Origin of the sequence: Amycolatopsis marina (assembly GCF_900111885.1) — a bacterium.
Lineage (GTDB): Bacteria > Actinomycetota > Actinomycetes > Mycobacteriales > Pseudonocardiaceae > Amycolatopsis > Amycolatopsis marina.
On the sequence record NZ_FOKG01000034.1, the window covers coordinates 21,708 to 38,198 of the forward strand.

Genomic DNA, 16,491 nt, shown 5'->3' on the forward strand with positions numbered 1-16,491 from the left:
GGACAGGTCGTTCCGGGTGGGACGCCGCCATCGGGTGGTGTGGAGCGGTCACGGGAGCGCCTGCCGGGATGTCGGTGCTGGCGTGTCGGTGCTGGGGTGCCAGGGCTGCCACCCGGTGGGGGTGTAGCGGTGCCACGGGTCGTCGGGCTGTTCCCGTGCGGCGAGTCCAATCCAGTCGTGGCTGAACATGTGGTGCAGCATTGTGTGGCGGGCGATGAGGGTGTCCAGCCTGGGCAGGGGTGCCTGCACGATGGCGAGCAGGCGTTGCGGTTCATGTCGGGCGTGGTGGCCGTCGGTGAGGGACTGCCAGGGCAGGCCGGGCTGGAGGTCACTGGTGTGGCCGGTCATGACGCCCAGGCCCCCACCGGTGACGTTGTGCAGGGTTTTGCTGCCGGCGCCGAAGGACTGCGGGTCGACGGTGGCGAAGTAGTACTGGCTGTTGATCCAGTGTGCGACGACGAGCGGCGCGGTGAGGATTGTTTCCAGGACGGTGCCGGTCGGGTCGAGGTCGGGATCGTAGTCGTGGAGGAACACGCGGCTGTGCAGGTCGATGCCGCGGGTGAGGGCGCGGGGCGCGATGAGGAAGGCGGCGTTGTCGGCGAGACCCCATTCCGGGAAGACCTGGGCCCAGTCACGGGCCCGGGCGCGGGTGTGGCGCGCCGCGTGCCGCGGGCGGGGCCGGGTGGGTGCGCCCGGCAGGATGGCGCAGCGTTCGGCGGCCAGCCGGGTGCCGGCCGTGCGGAGGTCGGCGGTGAGCCTGTCAGCGTCGCGGCGGTGGGTGGCGGGCAGGAGGTGGGTGTCCAGCAGGCGTACGGTGTCGGTGGTGGTGTCGTGTTCGGCCGGGACGAACCAGGTGTCGTCGGGAACGGTGATGCCGCGGTCGGCCAGGTGAAGGCGGACCTGCGGATCGTTGAGCAGGGCGGCGGCCGTGCGGGCGTTGGGACCTCCGGGATGTCCCCCGCAGGCGCCGCAGTCCAGCGCGGCCTGGTAGGGGTTGTTGTCGGTGTGGGCGCGGTGCCCGCAGAACACGACCAGCCGCGCGAACCCGCGGGTCAGGCCCATCAACGTCAGGATGGTTTCGGCGGTCGCGGCACGCTCCTCGGGGGTGAGCGCCTCGGCGATGGAGATCTCGGTCTGCGGCTCGGGCGTGATGCGGCGGGCCCACCACGCGCCTGTGGCGCCGGCGGCACGGGGAGTGAAGGTCTTGGCCGCGGCCAGCGGCCCGGCCAGCCAGCCGGCGGCTTCGGCGAGGGCGAACGGCGCCAGCAGGTCGTCCTTGGCGGCGTGCAGGGAGTGCTCGGCGGCGGCGAGCACCCTGCGGCCGGCCAGTGACCGCTCGGCCGCGCGCCGCCGACCAGGGGCGGGGTGCTCGGTGAGGGTGTGGCGAGGCGTGATCGGGCCGGGACACTGGGTGCGAGCGGCACCCCCGGCGAGGTCGCGGTAGCGCATGGCGACGGCGAAGAAACCGGCGAAGCCCAGGGTCTGGTAGCTGCCGAGGACCTCCAGGTGGCGGCGCAGTCCTTCGGAGCGGGGATCGATGCAGCACACCACCTGCGCCCGCGGTGGGGCTTCGGGCAGTTCGGGCTGGGGCCGGCCGAGGATGCGCAGCAGCAGCCGGCTCCGGTAGTGGTCCTCGTAGGCGTCCAGCCAGACCAGCGCCCGCTGCTGGATCGGCAGCTGGTCGAGCAGCTCCACCAGCTCGCTCCGTTGGGCGGCATCGGTGTCGGTGACTTCCAGCGCTCCCAACAGGTGGTAGGCCCGGTCGTGCGGGTCGACGGTGGCCTGCCGGGTGTCGAACCGGCTCGCGGAGGCCCAGGACCACGCTGTGCCGGGAGCGTGGGAGCCGGCGAGCGCGGCGGCTTCGACGGCCAACCGCAACGCGAGGTAGTCGACGAGGTCGATGCCGCTGTCGGGCCGCTCGCCGCGCCACCGGACGTGGGCGGCGAAGCCGGGCAAGCAGGCCAGGTGGGCCTGCAGGTAGCGGGTCCGCTGGTCGTCCGGGACACCGAGCGCGGCCAGCGCGTCCAGGATGGTGTGCTCGGCGCGTTCGGGCAGGTGCCGCAGCCGCGCCCGCACCGGCCGCGGCAAGGTTCCGTCATGGGCGGCCAGCGCCCGCCACGCCGAGTAGAAGCCGCGGTCACGACCCGGCATCCGCCAGGTGGACTGGCCTTCGTCCAGGTAGGCCGCGCACCACTGGATCGTGTGGGTGTTGAGCAGGGCGGCCACCTCCGGGGCCAGTGCTTCGGCCGCGGTGCGTGCCTGACGGCGCGGCGGTGGACACGCGATGCCCTGGTGCAGATCGGCCACCAGCAGGTCGACCGGGTCGTAGGCGCGGTTGCCGAGAGTGAGCGGGCCCCGCTGTAGCGCCGTGGGGTGGCGGCGGGCCAGCGCGGCGCGCAGGTCGTCGTCGGTGATCCGGCCGCGCTGCCAGGCGGCACGTAGCCAGGTCTCGTCTGGGGTGACTCGTGCTCCGAGCAGATCCGCGGCGGTGGTGGCCGCGTCGGCGAACGGGCGGTCCAGCAGGCCGGACAACGGGTTGACCGCGATGAAGTCCGCCAATGGCCAGGTCGGAGCCAGGAATCCGGCCGCGTCGGCGATCTCGGCGCGCACTGCCGCCTGCTGTGTGGCGACGTCAGAGACGGCATCGGGGGCGAGGTTGGTGGCGGGGCCGGTGGTCATGAGTGTGAACCCTCCTGCGCGAGCACGACGCGACAAGTGGCGGAACGTGCGACCGTGGAGAACAGGGGAAGCCACGCGTGCGGGACAGCCGGTGACTCACCTGTCATGGCGGCGACCCGCTTGCGCGGGATGCCGTCGAGCGCGTGGGGGCGAGTCACGCCCGAGCTCCTTCCAGTTGGGGAACCGGCCGCGGACGCGGTGTCGGTACCAGCCATGGCGGGTGACCCCAGGCGGCGGTGTACGTGCGCTGCTGCCCGGCGGACAACGCCGCCACGTACAGCCGGTCGCGCCACCGGCCCAGACCGACCGCGGGTGCCAGGTGGAGCAGCAGCGCACCGGCCGCCAGCACCGCCACCACGGTCGCGAGAACCCAGGCCGAGACAGCGGCGGGCCCGCTTGCGGGCAGGCTCGGGGCCAGGAGCTCGGTGACCGCGCCCACCAGGGCCAGGTACCCGATCGCCACGCCCGGCAGCACGATCACCACCGTGACCAGCGCGCCGCCGGTCGGGTGACGACGCAGCCAGCCCCACGCCAGCCGCGCGGCGGTGGCCACGGCGAAGAGCGACAACGCGACGCCACCGGCATGAAGGGGTAGCAACCAGGCCGCCACCCCGACCGCCGCGACGGCGGCGACCCCGGCGAGGACAGCGACCTGCGCTGCGCGAGCAGGAGCCAACCGAGGCGCGGGAGGAGCCGCAGTGTGGCCAGCGTGCCGCTGCACGGCCGACCCCGAGCCGAGGAACAGGGTGGCTTTGAACAGCCCGTGCGCCACCAGGTGCACCACCGTCGCGGCGTAGAGGCCGAGCCCGCAGGTCATGAGCATGAACCCCATCTGCCCGATCGTGGAGTGCACCAGCGCCCCTTTGATGTCGGGGCGGGTCAGCATGATCGCGGTGGCGGCCACGACGCTGGCGGCTCCGATGGCGAACGCCAGGTGTGTCGCCACCGGCGCGGCACCGACGATCGGCGACAGCTTCACCAGCAGCACCCCGCCGGCGTTGACCACGCCGGCGTGCAGCAGAGCCGAAACCGGGGTCGGTGCCGCCAGGGTCGCCGGCAGCCATCGGTGCCAGGGCAGCTGCGCGCACCGCACGGCCGCGGCGACCACCAGCGAACAGGCCACCACCGTGCCCACCGCACCGCCGAGGGCCGCGTCGCCCTGGTGGCGCAGGTCGAGATCCCCCCAGACCGTGACCGCGAGGACAACCCCAGTCCACAACGCGGCGTCCCCGGCGACGACGGCACGGGTGGTGCGCCGTGCGGCATCGACGGCCGAGGGCGCCGGCCGATACATCCCCACCAGACGGCACAAGATCACCCCGGTCAGCGTCCACGCCACCGCCAGGGTGACGAGAGTCGCCGCGGTCACCATCACCGTGGTCGCGGCGGTCAGCGCCCCCGCCGCGACAGCGAAGCGGGCCGCGGCCGGATCGCCGTGCAGGTAGCGGCGGGCGAACGCCTGGACCACGGCGCTGACCGTGCACACCAGCAGCAGAACGATCGCCCCGACGTGGTCGACCACCAGCCCGGTCCAGGCTCGCCCGTCCGGGTTGGCCAGCACCATCGCCACCGGCCCGCCGACTACCACCGTCACGGCCAGCGTCCCCGCCAGCGCGGTGGCCACCAGCGCCGCACCCGCACCCAACGCGGGCGCCAAGCTTCGTAGCCGCCGGATCGACCCGGCCATGGCCGCAACAGCGGGAAGGGCCACCAAAACGAGCAGCGTCACCCCTGTCACGCCGTCGTACCTTCCTGACCCGCGCGCGCCGCCGCGCCGCGCGTCGCCGGGGCTCCGGCGAGGTCGGTGGCGCGCGGCTCAGCACCGGTGCCCGCAGCGGGCTCGGGCGGCGAACCGAGGTGTTCCAGGCAATGCGGAGGCAACGCACGCCCGTCGAAACCCCCGATCCGCACCCGGACGAACTCGTCGTGGACCACGCAGTACAGCGACCGCCCCCGTTCCAGCTCCCGGGCGATGTAGGCACCCACGCTCTGCGCGGCCCCCCGCCGCACGCCCGGCGGGCTGGTGTCGATCACCACGTCCGGCGGCGGCGAGGCCCACCGGTGCGCCCAGCGCCGCGCCACCTCATCGGCCGCGCGCTCGCCGGTCAGTACGCCCGCCATCTCGGCGTCGACCACCGCGCCCACCTCCCGCAGCAGGTTCTCCCACGGGAGCGCCATCTCCTCGTCGCCCATGACACCCACCTCCCAAGCACGCTACCAATGACCTGTGTTCTAATACGCGATATGAATCATACGACATTGATGACGTGCTTTGGCAAGCGTGACATGCGTTACCCCCGACGAGGTACAGTTGCGGCCATGCAGGAGTGGACGTTCTTGACCAATCACGCCCACGTACTGCTGTGCGTGGTGCGGGATCCACAAGTTCGGTTGCGGGATGTGGCCGAGGTGGTGGGCATCACCGAGCGGGCGGCGCAGCGCATCGTGGCCGACCTCGTCGAGGCGGGCTACCTGGAACGCACCAGGGAGGGGCGGCGCAACCGGTACCGGTTGCATCCGGATTTGCCGCTGCGGCACCCGATGGACCGTGACACCGCCATCGGGCAGCTCGTGGCCCTGCTCACCGGCATCGACGCCCGATCCGGCAACCTCGTGTAATGCTCGCCGTGCACCCCTACGCGGGCGCACCGGTCGCGATGGCCACCCGACACGGCAAGCAGCGAGCCCTCGCTGCCGCCCTGGCGCGGATCCCCGGCATGCGGCTTGTGCTCGCCCACGATGTGGACACCGATCAGCTCGGCACCTTCACCGGTGAGATCCCCCGCGCCGGGTCGGCGGCCGAGACCGCGGTCCGCAAGGCGCGCCTCGCGATCGAGTCGACCGGCCTCGGACTCGCCGTGGCCAGCGAAGGCTCCTTCGGCCCGCACCCGGTCGCGCCAATGCTGAGCGCCGGCCAGGAGATCCTCGCCTTCCTCGACACGGTGCGGGACGTCTGCATCCTGGAGCGCCGAACCACACCGACGAACTTCAGCCACACCACGACCCGCCGCCTCGACGAGGAAACCGACGCCTACCTGGCGCGCGTCGGTTTCGGTGCCCACGCGGTCATCGTCCGTCCCCACAGCCCCGCCGACGTGCGGGCTCCAGGCCCCATCTGCAAGGGCATCCAGACCCGTGCCGACCTCGATGCGGCGATCAGCCGGTGCACCGCGCACTCCACCGATGGCCTGGCGCGACTGGAGACCGACATGCGCGCGCACGTCAACCCCACCCGCATGCGGGAGATCAGCGTGCTCGCCCACCAACTCGCCTCGCGTCTGGCCACCCTGTGCCCGGCCTGCGGCACCCCCGGATTCGGCCCGGTGGACCGCGAACCTGGTCTGCCCTGCGGCACGTGTGGCGAGCCCACCCGCCTGACCCTGGCAACGATCCACGGGTGTGCCCGCTGCCCGCACCGCGGCCGCCACCCTCGCGATGACGGCCAACGACGTGCCGATCCCACGTTCTGCGAATGCTGCAACCCGTAACCCCCGGACACCACCCCCGCAGACCCACCCGGCCGGCCCCAGCCACTGCACGTCCGAAGGAGCGTCACCACGATGATCCCCCTGACCGCCGCCGCGATCGCCGCGGCCACCGACGGTCACCTCGTCCCGGGGACCGACCCGTCGCTGCTGGTGACCGCACCCGCCAGCATCGACTCCCGCCAGGTCCACCCCGGCGGCGTGTTCGCCGCCCTCCCCGGCCGGCGCACCGACGGGCACTACCACGCATCAGCGGCCCTCGCCGCGGGAGCCGCCCTGGTGCTGGCCGCACGCCCGGTGCCCGCCCCTGCCGTCCAGGTCACCGACGTGACCCGCGCGCTCGGCGACCTGGCTCGCCACGTGGCAGACCGACTGCCGGCCACCGTGATCGGCATCACCGGGTCGAACGGCAAGACCACGACCAAAGATCTCGCCACCCAGGTCCTGGCACACCACGGCCCGGTCGCCGCCACAGACCGCTCCTTCAACAACGAGCTCGGTTTTCCCCTCACTGTCCTGCGCGCCACCCCCGACACCCGCTACCTCATCCTGGAAATGGGCGCCCGGGGCCGTGGACACCTCAGCTACCTGTGCGGCCTGGTCACCCCCCACGTCGGGGTCGTGCTCAACGTCGGCACCGCCCACCTCGGTCAATACCCCGACGGGCAAACCGGGATCGCCGCGGCCAAAAGCGAACTACTGACCGGGCTCCCCTCTGCAGACCACGGTGGGCTGGCCATCCTCAACGCCGACGATCCGCTCGTCGCCGCGATGGCCCCGCTCACCCCCGCCCGCACCCGCTGGTGGAGCCAGCGCCCCCACCCCAACGGCGTATACGCCCGAGATGTGCACGTCACGCCGCGCGGCCGGGCGTGCTTCACCCTGCACACTCCCGAGGGCACGGCACCCGTCACGCTCCGCCTGACCGGCCGGCACCACGTCGGCAACGCCCTCGCCGTCGCCGCCCTCGCCCTCGGCCTCGGCCTTGACCACCACACCATCGCCGATGCCCTGAGCGCCGCTGAACCCGCCAGCGGCGGGCGCATGCAAACCATCGTGCGGGGCGACGGGGTCACGCTCCTCCACGACGCCTACAACGCCAACCCCGACTCCATGGCCGCCGCGCTGACCACCCTGAGCACCATGTCCGCCCGCCGCCGGATCGCCGTCCTCGGCGAGATGGCCGACCTCGGCGACCACGCCGCTGGCGCCCACCACCACCTCGGCGTGCTCGCCGCACGCGCCGGCCTCGACGTCCTGATCACCATCGGCACCCGGACCGCGCCTCTGATCGCCGACGCGGCCGACACCGAGCACAGCACCCTCGACATCATCGCCGTTCCCGACAGCCAGGCCGCCCACGACGTGCTAAGTCGAATCCTTCGTCCCGACGATCTCGTCCTGATCAAAGCATCCCGCGCCGCCCACCTCGAACACCTCGTCGCCGCGCTCAGCAACCGCTGAGCAGCCCGGAGTCGCGGCCGTCTGGCTGCGCGACCCGGCCGCTCGGCGGAGCCGATCCGCGATCGCCAATCCGAGCCCGTCCGGGGTAGGAACCGAGGCCACCACGACCTCGCACTCATGCCGGTCGAAGTCACGGAGGAACTCGAAAAGCCGCCGCGCGTACCGCGCACCCGAGTCCGGCACCGCGATAACGCGCTGCCCGGCACACGCACCGGCACCGCCCGCGAACTCGGGCGGCAGCAGGACGCCGACGCGCCGGCCCTGCGCTGCCAGGTACTCGGCGTGGCCGATCACCTGGCCCGGCTCGACCAGGACAACCCGTGCCCTCGGCGCGTAGTGCGACGGATGCTGGCCCGGAACGCGTACGGCACTCCTCGCCCGCACCGGCACGGAGCAACCCAGTGCGCGCTCAAGATCCTCTCGTGTCACGCCGCCTGGGCGCAGTATCGCAGGTGCGCCGGTGAGGTCGACGATCGTGGACTCGACACCCACCGCACAGGGGCCGCCGTCCAGCACGTAGTCGACGTCGGCGCCCAACCCGTCGCCAACATGAGCAGCCGCCGTGGGACTGACCGAGCCGAAACGGTTGGCCGATGGCGCCGCCACACCGCCACCGAACGCCGTGAGCAGCGCGCGGGCGACCGGATGGTCGGGCACCCGCAGCGCGACCGTCTCCAGACCGCCGGTGACCGCGCGGGGAACACGGCGGCCCCGACGAAGAACCAGGGTCACCGGGCCAGGCCAGAAACGGTCAGCGACGCGGCGCGCCGCGTCGGGCACCTCCGCGACCCAGTCGGGGAGCTGACGCGCCCCGCTGAGGTGCACGATCAGCGGGTGCGTCGAGGGCCGCCCCTTCACGGCGAAGACACGCTCCACCGCGTCGACGTTCTCCGCGTCCGCGCCGAGCCCGTACACGGTCTCGGTCGGGAACGCGACCAGCCCACCCGCGCGCAGGGTGCCAGCAGCGCGTTCCACATCGAGTCCCACGCGCTCAGGCGCGATGCCTGGTTGATCCGACATCACCCGTTCACCCCTCACCACTGCAGTCTGACACACCACCGGCTCGCGCGATCACCGTTGCCCCCGCGCCGCCGGACCCATTTCGAGACCGGATCTCGTACCCTCTCTTCCCGATCAGCACGCGCGGCGCTCAGCCCGGGCAGCACGGGTGGTCACGTCACCAGCGCTCGCACGACGGGCAGCGCCTCGCCGATCACATAGAGCGACCCGGTAACTACCGTGAGCGTGCTATCATTCGCCGCCGCCGCGCGGCGCACCGCATCACCCACATCCGCCTCGACCGCGACCGATCCTGCGCCCACCGCCCGCGCGGCGGCGGCGAGCCTGGCGAGCGGCACCGCTCGCGGTGTCCGGGGCGAGGTGCAGATCACCCAGTCACCAGCCCCGACCCCCAGGGCACTCAGAAACGCCTCCGGCGCGCGGGTCCCGGTCATACCGACCACCACGGTGCGGGAGACGCCGTCGAACCGCTCCCGCAGCGCCCGTGCCAGCGCGGTGGCCGCTTCCTCGTTGTGGGCGCCGTCCATCAGCACAGGGCCGGGGGTGTGGACAAGCTCAAAGCGGCCCGAAGCCCGCAGCGCCCCGCAGACCGCCCGCACCACCTGGTCGGCCACCGGCCGGGCCAGCCACACCTCGGCGGCGGCCAACGCCGTCGCCGCGTTCGCCGCCTGCCACGGTGCCAGCAGACGCAGGAAAACGTCGTCATAAGTCGCCCCGGGCGTGAACAGCGACACCGTCCGGCCATCCGCGACCGGCGCGTCGGCGGCCACGCCGAAGTCACGATCCACGGTCACCACGCGCGAGGGGCGGCGGCCCAGGAACGGCGGGTGCATGGCCGGGTCCGCTTCGGCTAGCACCACGGTCGCGCCCTCAGGAACCGCGCCAGCCTCAGCCACGGCGTTGTCCCACCGCGTGTCACCGAAGTACTCGACGTGGTCGACGCCCACCGACGTGACCACCACCAGGCCGGCGCCGAGCGCGGCGGTCGCGTCGCCGCTGCCACCCAGACCGGTCTCGACCACCGCGACATCAACACGTTGGTCGGCGAACCAGCCCACCGCGGCCGCGGTCATCAATTCGAACCAACTGGGCCGCCCCAGCTCTGACGCGGTGCGCTCGTCCGCCACCAGCGGGTCGAGCACCGCCGCCAACTCGTCGTCGGTGATCGTGACACCATCGATGGTGATCCGCTCCTGCGGCCGGTGCAGATGAGGACTGGTGTACAACCCGACCCGCAGTCCACTGCCCGCCAGCACCGCGGCCAGGATCCGGGCGGTCGTGCTCTTGCCGTTGGTGCCGGCCACCAGGATCACCGGCACCCGCTGCTCGGGCCGGCCGAGCGTGCGCAGCAGCCGCTCGATGACCACGGTCGTCGGGGCCTGCGACACCACCCCACCAGCAGCGACCCCCACCCCCCGCTCATGGTCGACGTGACCGTCCAGCCACTGCCATACCCCGGCGCGCCTCACGCCACCGATCCTAGATCCACCCCCGATCAACCTTGACAGCCACATTCCGGCCAGTGACACTGCGTGCAGAGGGGAGTACTTCCCTAAGTGTCTGCCTGGTCAATACGGACACCCCATGGTGTCCCCGGGCGACCGCCCTCACCAGGGTGAAGGAGACCTCGAACGTCGTCCGTGCGCGGAGGTCTTCGTGCCCTTTCATCCCGTGGTGTCGTCTCTGTCCGTGGCCGCGCCCGCCGACTCGGTGGGGTCCTCGTCGATCGGGTCGCCCTGGTTGTGGGTCGCCAGCATCGCCGTAATACTCGGCCTCCTCGTCACCGATTTCGCCGTCACCCGCCGTCCCCACGAGGTGTCGATACGGGAAGCGATTGGCTGGTCGGTGTTCTATCTCACGCTGCCCGTCCTGTTCGGGATCTGGCTGTGGGCGGTGTTCGACAGCGGGCCGGCACTGGAGTTCATCACCGGCTTCGTGGTGGAGAAGTCACTGTCGGTGGACAACCTGTTCGTGTTCATGCTGATCCTGGCCGGGTTCGCGGTCCCGTCCCCCATTCAGCAACGGGTGCTGCTGTACGGCATCGCCGGTGCCCTGGTCCTGCGGGGCATCTTCATCGCGGCGGGCGCGGCGCTGCTGCAGGCAGGCACCTGGGCGTTCCTCCTCTTCGGCCTGATCCTGCTCGTGTCCGCGGGCAAGATCCTGCACGAGGTGCACACCGGTTCGGCCTTCGCGGGCCGCGACGTATCCCAGATGCGTATCGTGCGACTGCTCCGCAGGTTCATGCCCGTCACCGACGACTACCGAGGCACCCGGCTGACCGTACGGGAGCACGGACGACGCGCGCTCACGCCGCTTGCGGTGGTGGTCGCCGCGGTGTTCGTGACCGACGTGGTGTTCGCCGTGGACTCGGTCCCCGCGGTCTACGGCATCACCGCGGACCCCTACCTGGTATTCGCCACCAACGCCTTCGCGCTGCTCGGCCTGCGCGCGCTCTACTTCGTGCTCCACGCCACGCTGGCCAAGCTCGTCTATCTCAACCACGGCCTGGCGGTCATTCTCGCGTTCATCGGTCTGAAACTGGTGTTGCACTGGGCCCACGGAATCTGGCCGGCCACCCCGCAGATCCCCACGCCGGTCTCCCTCGCTGTCATCGTGGCCATCCTCGCCGTCGTCATCGCGGCGAGCCTGCGCACCCGCCGCCGAGCCGAGCAGCACGTGATTGAGAAGGACTGACCATGTTCACCATGCTCACCGGATTCCTCATCGACATCGCTGTCACGGCACTCATTCTGCTGGCGTTGGTCATCACCTGCGCAGCGTTGGTGCCGCCCCGCCCGCCACGATGAACACACGCCGTCCCGGGTGGCGTGTCAGTGTGGGGTGCGAAGCGAGAGGGGCGCTGGTCGTCGCGAGGTCCTGTCCGCACACCGCCCGGCCACGCCACGTAGCCCTTGCCAGGGCGTGCTTGGTGGTGCTGGCGTCGGTGGCGTGAGGTTTCCTGGACCCGCGCGGTGGGGCGGCGGGTGCCTGCGCCGGATCCGGGTCGGCCAGATCGTGTTGACGACGCGGGGCTTGGTCGTTGAGGTACTCCCCCTCAACGTCGAGAATGACGAACTGTGGTTCGTTTACCAAGGGTGGCGAGTTATCCGGTGCGGCGACGACGCGGAGGAGTCGAGGCGCCGTCAGCCGAAGCATCACGAGCATCGTCAGGGGTGGCGGGACCGACGGCGGTGATGAGGTCGGCGATGCGGTGGTGGGCTTCCAGCGGGTGGCGCAGATGGCCGTCGGGGTTGATGCGGTAGTGGTTGCGGCGGCCGACTTTGGTGCGCTCGATGTAGCCGCCCTGGATGAGGTCGGTGAGGATGAGCTGGACGGCGCGGGTGGTGATGCCGACCTTCTGGGCGATGACGGGCAGGGTCTGGTGCGGGTCGGCGGCCAGGCAGAGCAGCACGTGGGCGTGGTTGCTCAGGAACATCCACGACCCTGGCGTCTGCGACGCGGCGGCGTCGGCCGGTTCCGCACCAGCATCCACCACGCCAGAATCCACCGTGCCGGAGTCGGTGGGATCCGAGCCCGCTGGGGTGGGGAGGGCGTGGTCGGGTGGGGGTTCGGCAGGCCGCATGGGGCCGACCATAAGGCATTCCTTCCACTCTCGATGCCGCTGTCGGCGCGGGGTCCGGATCGGCGGGGAGCTGCTCGACCGGGTGTGATCAGACCAGCATCGCGTCGGGCAGGGTGTGCTCGTCTGCGCGGCGGATCCGCAGCCGAGGTTGAGTGAGGCCGAGCAGGTACTGGCAGGTCGCAGGCGTGAGGAGCTCGGCGCGAGGATGGGCGGGCAACACGAGCACGTCGGCGTCGTGCACTCGGCACAGTCGCAGCAGGGCGGCGGCCACGCGCCGATGCCGGCCGCCCGGCCCGCGACGGTGATGCCACGCGGTGGTGTGGATCCGCACGCCCCGCTCGGCCAGCCCGGATGACGGGAGCCGTGACAGCGCGGGAGCGAGCGCCGCGGCGGTGACCTGCTCCCGGCGGACCTGCTGCCAGGCGATCAGCCGCGCGTTGAGCGTGAGCCCCGGCGGCGGGTGCAGCACGGCGAGCACGAGGTGGCCGTGGTCGGCGATCAGTTCGACCGCCGCGGGCAGCTCGGCGGCCGGCGCGGGATCGGTGGCGTCGACGACGCAGACGAGGGTTGTGCACTGGGCGGGCATCAGCGGACCTGCTTTCCACGGCACGGATCGAGGAGGCCGCGCGCTGGCCTCATTTCCAGATTGACGAAGTACGGTTCGCCAGTCAAGCCTTGACAGGCGAACCGTATTTCGTCATTCTGGTGGTGCGGAGGGGAGTACCCACCACGTCCGGGATCGTCATTACGGCAGTTCGATGGCTGCCCGGTCCCGGCGCCACCGGACCCAGCGCACGTGCTCTGGCGGTTGGGGAGACCTCCGGTTTCACTCGACGTGACCGGAGGTGCTTGACTGTGGTTGTTCCGTTGTGGGCGTGGGCCGCGGTGCTCGGCGTGATCCTGGTGATGCTCGCGATCGACCTGTTCGCCCACCGCCGCGCACACGTGGTCGGGGTCCGCGAGGCCGCCGCCTGGTCGGCGGTGTGGGTCGCGCTCGGCCTCGGGTTCGGCGCGATCGTGTGGTGGGCGTGGGGCAGCGAGTTCGCCGCCCAGTACTTCGCGGGCTACGTGATCGAGAAGTCCCTCGCGGTGGACAACGTGTTCGTCTTCGCGATCATCTTCGGCTACTTCGCCGTTCCCCGCGAGTACCAGCACCGCGTGCTGTTCTACGGCGTGCTCGGCGCACTGGTGTTCCGGGCGGTGTTCATCGCCGCGGGCTCGGTGCTCATCGCGTCCTTCGCCTGGATCCTGTACGTGTTCGGCGCCTTCCTGGTCGCCACCGGTGTCCGGATGGCCGTGCACCGCAACGAGACCATCGACCCCGACCGCAGCGTCGTGCTGCGCCTGTTCCGCAAGGTCATCCCCACCACCGAGGAGTACCACGGGCAGAAGTTCCTGGTGCGCCAGGCCGGGCGCTGGGTGGCCACCCCTCTGTTGGCGGTGCTGGTGCTGGTCGAGGTCACCGACATCGTCTTCGCCGTCGACTCCATCCCGGCGATCTTCGCCATCACCCAGCAGCCGTTCCTGGTGTTCACCTCCAACGCCTTCGCCATCCTGGGCCTGCGCGCCATGTACTTCCTGCTCGCCGACCTGATGCACCGCTTCATCTACCTCAAGCTAGGCCTCGCCCTGGTGCTGGTGTGGGTCGGCATCAAGATGCTGCTGCTCGACCTCTACAAGATCCCCACCTGGTTCTCGCTGGCCGTGGTCGCCCTCCTGCTCGCCGTCGCCGTCACGGCCAGCTGGATCCGCACCCGCACCACCCCGGCCACCCCAGCGGCTGCCTCTGCCGATTCGCTGGCCGGTGCGGAGCCCGACACGGTCACGACCGAGCCAGCCCAAACCGGGGCGGCCGCAGCCGAGACGGCCCCGTCCTCGCCCACTGGCCTGTCGACGCGCGACTGACGCGCGTCGACCGCCCCGGTGCCGCCCACCGCTCACTCCCCCCACCAGCGGTGGGCGGCACCACCCCACAGACCCAGCCCATCCGGAAAGGAACCCGCTCATGCGCATCTCGACTCGATGGACCTCTGTGCTGCTCGGCGTGGGCGTCGTGGCGGCGATCAGCGGCTGCGGCGCTGTCCAGCAGGCCGGCGACACCGCCGGTTCGGCCGCGGACACCGTGACCGGCGCGGTCGCCGCCGCCGAGGTGTGTAGCGACGCGCTGGCACTGGTCGCCAACCCGCCCGACCTCAGCGCACCGCAGGCCGCACTGGACCAGGCGCACACCACCGCCACCGAGCTCACCGACCTGGCCGCGACCACCAGCGACACCGACATCGGCCGCGCCATCACCGACCTGGCCGCCACCCTGCAGACGGCCACCCTGGACACCCTCACCAGTGCTCCAGCCGCCTGGCTGCAGACCAGGGCCGATCAGGCCGCCGCGCTCACCACCGCCTGCGCGCCCTGACCAAGTAGGGTCACGGGCACGACAGGAAGCAGCCCGTGATGAGCACCGTCGGCGACCCCGCTGAACGTTCGTCGGTCGTCCCTCCCTTCCAGGTGAGCGGCCCACTCGCAGGCGAGGTCAGGTTGTCGAGAGCTCCACCCCAAGCTCCTGGGCGAGGGTTTCCTGGGTGAAGCCGAGAGCCTCGCGCCGTGCTGCGAGAGCATCTCGTCGTATCGCCATAATCACTCCCAGATTCGCTAGCGCACCCACGCTACCCGGCGTTGATCGGACCTGATCAGCGGCCATGTCAACGACGAAACGGCGGACGTTCACGTCCGGACGTGCGACCCAGACCGCCCATGAAAACGCCAGAGCGGGATGGTGCTTGGGACGATCTGTGCTTGTCCGCAGGGGCCGCCACCAACTAAAGCTGTCGACGGCGCGTGAAAACTGACCCCGGCGTGGCGCCTAACCCAGGTGCCGCCAGGGGGTCAAGATTCGCCCGCCGTTGACACTAAAGCCCCGCCCGACAGGATCAGCGCGCCTCGACCGCGTGCTCTGCCGCGAGCCTGCGCACATACGCGCGGATTCGGTCGCGATCCTCGGGGAACACGCTCTCCCACGATTCGTCCAGGTCGACCCACTTCGGCGGCTGTCCCTTCTCCCCGCCGAGTGGCGCGTCGCGGTTGATGACGGCTCCGTAGGACAGGCTCAGCGTTGGCGTCCAGTCGGCGCGGAAAGAGCGGACAGCGACGGCCGCCGGCACTGACAGCAGCTCGCCCAGCAGGCCGGTCTCCTCCAAGAGTTCACGGGCTGCTGCGGCTCGAGGCGTCTCGCCTGGCTCGACGGTTCCGCCGGGCGTTAGGAACAGTTGGCGGTCTCACTCTTCTGCTGTCTCAACTGGCGCGCACGTCGAGGGCTAGGGCGTGTCTGACAATGTCTTGGTCCAAGTGATGACGGCGTGGAGAACGACCGCGCAGCGATAGACGATGGCGAGTTTGTCGTAGCGAGTTGCCAGGCCACGCCATTGTTTGAGCAGGGCGATGCGCCGTTCGACAACGTTGCGGCCGCGATAATCGACCGCGTCGAGGGTGGGCGGACGGCCGCCGCGGGAACCGCGGCGGGTGCGGTGCCCGGCCTGGTCGGCCGGCTCGGGGATCACCGCCGTGATGCCGCGATCGCGCAAATGCCCCCGGATCGCTCTCGAGGAATAAGCCTTGTCGCCGCGGACACGGTCGGGCCGGGTCCGAGCTCGACCACGTCCGAGGCGAGCGACACGCAGTTGCCGCATCAGATGCGGAAACATCGGCGCGTCCCCGGCCTGGCCGGGCCCGACTAACGTCACCAGCGGGCGGCCGTTCCCGTCGACGAGATGGTGCACTTTGGTGCTCCAGCCGCCACGAGAGCGGCCGATCGCGTGATCAGGCGGCTCGTTGTGCAGATCCGTGTAGTTCGACCCAGCCCCCTGTGGGGCGGGTGATGTTGGTGGCGTGCTGATGCGCACGCGCGATCGTGGAATCCACCGACACCGACCACTCCACCAGGCCGGCCGAGTCCGCAGCAGTCAGCAGACGTTGCAACACGGTGTCCCAGGTGCCGTCACCGGCCATCCGGCGGTGCCAGGTCCAGATCGTCTGCCACGGGCCGAATACCGCAGGCACATCCCGCCACGCGATCCCGCACCGATACCGGTAAATGATCCCTTCGACCATCGACCTCGCATCCGAGAACGGTCGGCCCTGCTTGCCGGTACGCACCGGAAGCAGGTCCTCGATCAACGCCCACTGATCATCTGAAAGCAACTGGAACCGCGACACCCGAACAGCATCTCAACCACCCGCCAACACCATTGTCAGACACGCCCTAGC

17 protein-coding genes are annotated in these 16,491 nt (G+C 71.0%); 6 read left to right on the forward strand and 11 right to left on the reverse strand.

The window, feature by feature from the left end:
• Positions 1 to 48: 48 nt before the first annotated feature.
• The 4 genes from BM199_RS31315 to BM199_RS31325 are packed head-to-tail and all read right to left on the reverse strand — an operon-like array spanning position 49 to position 4,872.
• Positions 49 to 2,679, reverse strand: coding sequence for a DUF2309 domain-containing protein (locus tag BM199_RS31315; protein ID WP_005456785.1), 2,631 nt, complete (start codon positions 2,677 to 2,679; stop codon positions 49 to 51).
• Entirely contained in the window at positions 2,676 to 2,837 is a 162-nt protein-coding gene (locus BM199_RS34075) for a hypothetical protein (RefSeq protein ID WP_005456784.1), read from the reverse strand. Before BM199_RS34075 ends, BM199_RS31315 begins: the two co-directional genes overlap by 4 nt.
• Entirely contained in the window at positions 2,834 to 4,417 is a 1,584-nt protein-coding gene (locus BM199_RS31320; protein ID WP_091679436.1) for a proton-conducting transporter transmembrane domain-containing protein, read from the reverse strand. The genes BM199_RS34075 and BM199_RS31320 overlap by 4 nt, the downstream gene beginning before the upstream one ends.
• On the reverse strand, positions 4,414 to 4,872 hold the full coding sequence (locus BM199_RS31325) for a hypothetical protein (RefSeq protein WP_005456782.1): 459 nt from the start codon (positions 4,870 to 4,872) through the stop codon (positions 4,414 to 4,416). Before BM199_RS31325 ends, BM199_RS31320 begins: the two co-directional genes overlap by 4 nt.
• A 126-nt stretch (positions 4,873 to 4,998) precedes the next feature.
• On the opposite strand from BM199_RS31325, the gene BM199_RS31330 reads away from it, so the two are divergent.
• The 3 genes from BM199_RS31330 to BM199_RS31340 all read left to right on the forward strand — a co-directional run bounded on the left by BM199_RS31330 (position 4,999) and on the right by BM199_RS31340 (position 7,628).
• Entirely contained in the window at positions 4,999 to 5,298 is a 300-nt protein-coding gene (locus tag BM199_RS31330; protein WP_005456781.1) for a helix-turn-helix transcriptional regulator, read from the forward strand.
• On the forward strand, positions 5,298 to 6,167 hold the full coding sequence (locus tag BM199_RS31335; RefSeq protein ID WP_005456780.1) for a DUF6671 family protein: 870 nt from the start codon (positions 5,298 to 5,300) through the stop codon (positions 6,165 to 6,167). The genes BM199_RS31330 and BM199_RS31335 overlap by 1 nt, the downstream gene beginning before the upstream one ends.
• 72 nt (positions 6,168 to 6,239) lie before the next feature.
• A complete protein-coding gene (locus BM199_RS31340; RefSeq protein WP_005456779.1) occupies positions 6,240 to 7,628 on the forward strand; it encodes a UDP-N-acetylmuramoyl-tripeptide--D-alanyl-D-alanine ligase in 1,389 nt (462 codons plus the stop codon).
• On the opposite strand, the gene BM199_RS31345 is transcribed toward BM199_RS31340, so the two are convergent.
• The gene (locus BM199_RS31345; RefSeq protein ID WP_005456778.1) at positions 7,533 to 8,648 is read right to left on the reverse strand and encodes an L-threonylcarbamoyladenylate synthase; all 1,116 of its coding nucleotides are present in this window, start codon (positions 8,646 to 8,648) and stop codon (positions 7,533 to 7,535) included. The two genes, BM199_RS31340 and BM199_RS31345, sit on opposite strands and share 96 nt — an antisense overlap.
• A gap of 152 nt (positions 8,649 to 8,800) precedes the next feature.
• On the reverse strand, positions 8,801 to 10,117 hold the full coding sequence (locus BM199_RS31350; protein WP_005456777.1) for a bifunctional folylpolyglutamate synthase/dihydrofolate synthase: 1,317 nt from the start codon (positions 10,115 to 10,117) through the stop codon (positions 8,801 to 8,803).
• 214 nt (positions 10,118 to 10,331) lie between these two features.
• Between BM199_RS31350 and BM199_RS31355 the strand changes: the two genes are divergently transcribed.
• On the forward strand, positions 10,332 to 11,342 hold the full coding sequence (locus BM199_RS31355; protein WP_225950578.1) for a TerC/Alx family metal homeostasis membrane protein: 1,011 nt from the start codon (positions 10,332 to 10,334) through the stop codon (positions 11,340 to 11,342).
• Positions 11,343 to 11,751: 409 nt separating this feature from the next.
• On the opposite strand, the gene BM199_RS31360 is transcribed toward BM199_RS31355, so the two are convergent.
• Together BM199_RS31360 and BM199_RS31365 are read right to left on the reverse strand one after the other, a co-directional pair.
• Complete coding sequence (locus BM199_RS31360; RefSeq protein WP_177242873.1) at positions 11,752 to 12,231, reverse strand: helix-turn-helix transcriptional regulator; 480 nt, start codon at positions 12,229 to 12,231, stop codon at positions 11,752 to 11,754.
• 88 nt (positions 12,232 to 12,319) lie between these two features.
• Entirely contained in the window at positions 12,320 to 12,817 is a 498-nt protein-coding gene (locus BM199_RS31365; RefSeq protein WP_005456773.1) for a hypothetical protein, read from the reverse strand.
• Positions 12,818 to 13,086: 269 nt separating this feature from the next.
• On the opposite strand from BM199_RS31365, the gene BM199_RS31370 reads away from it, so the two are divergent.
• Both BM199_RS31370 and BM199_RS31375 read left to right on the forward strand, forming a co-directional pair.
• Positions 13,087 to 14,136 (forward strand): TerC family protein, encoded by a 1,050-nt coding sequence (locus tag BM199_RS31370; RefSeq protein WP_005456772.1) that lies wholly within the window; start codon positions 13,087 to 13,089, stop codon positions 14,134 to 14,136.
• A gap of 100 nt (positions 14,137 to 14,236) precedes the next feature.
• Positions 14,237 to 14,644, forward strand: coding sequence for a bacteriophage spanin2 family protein (locus tag BM199_RS31375; RefSeq protein WP_005456771.1), 408 nt, complete (start codon positions 14,237 to 14,239; stop codon positions 14,642 to 14,644).
• Positions 14,645 to 15,158: 514 nt separating this feature from the next.
• Here the strand turns inward: BM199_RS31375 and BM199_RS31380 are convergent.
• From BM199_RS31380 to BM199_RS34825, 3 genes are read right to left on the reverse strand one after another with little or no spacing between them, the layout of a single operon-like run.
• Positions 15,159 to 15,494: an NUDIX hydrolase gene (locus BM199_RS31380; protein ID WP_281245774.1), complete on the reverse strand. Its 336-nt coding sequence runs from the start codon at positions 15,492 to 15,494 to the stop codon at positions 15,159 to 15,161.
• Positions 15,495 to 15,542: 48 nt separating this feature from the next.
• Positions 15,543 to 16,004: a transposase gene (locus BM199_RS34820; RefSeq protein WP_233520242.1), complete on the reverse strand. Its 462-nt coding sequence runs from the start codon at positions 16,002 to 16,004 to the stop codon at positions 15,543 to 15,545.
• A gap of 40 nt (positions 16,005 to 16,044) precedes the next feature.
• The gene (locus BM199_RS34825) at positions 16,045 to 16,440 is read right to left on the reverse strand and encodes a transposase (protein WP_228714306.1); all 396 of its coding nucleotides are present in this window, start codon (positions 16,438 to 16,440) and stop codon (positions 16,045 to 16,047) included.
• Between the last annotated feature and the right edge of the window lie 51 nt (positions 16,441 to 16,491).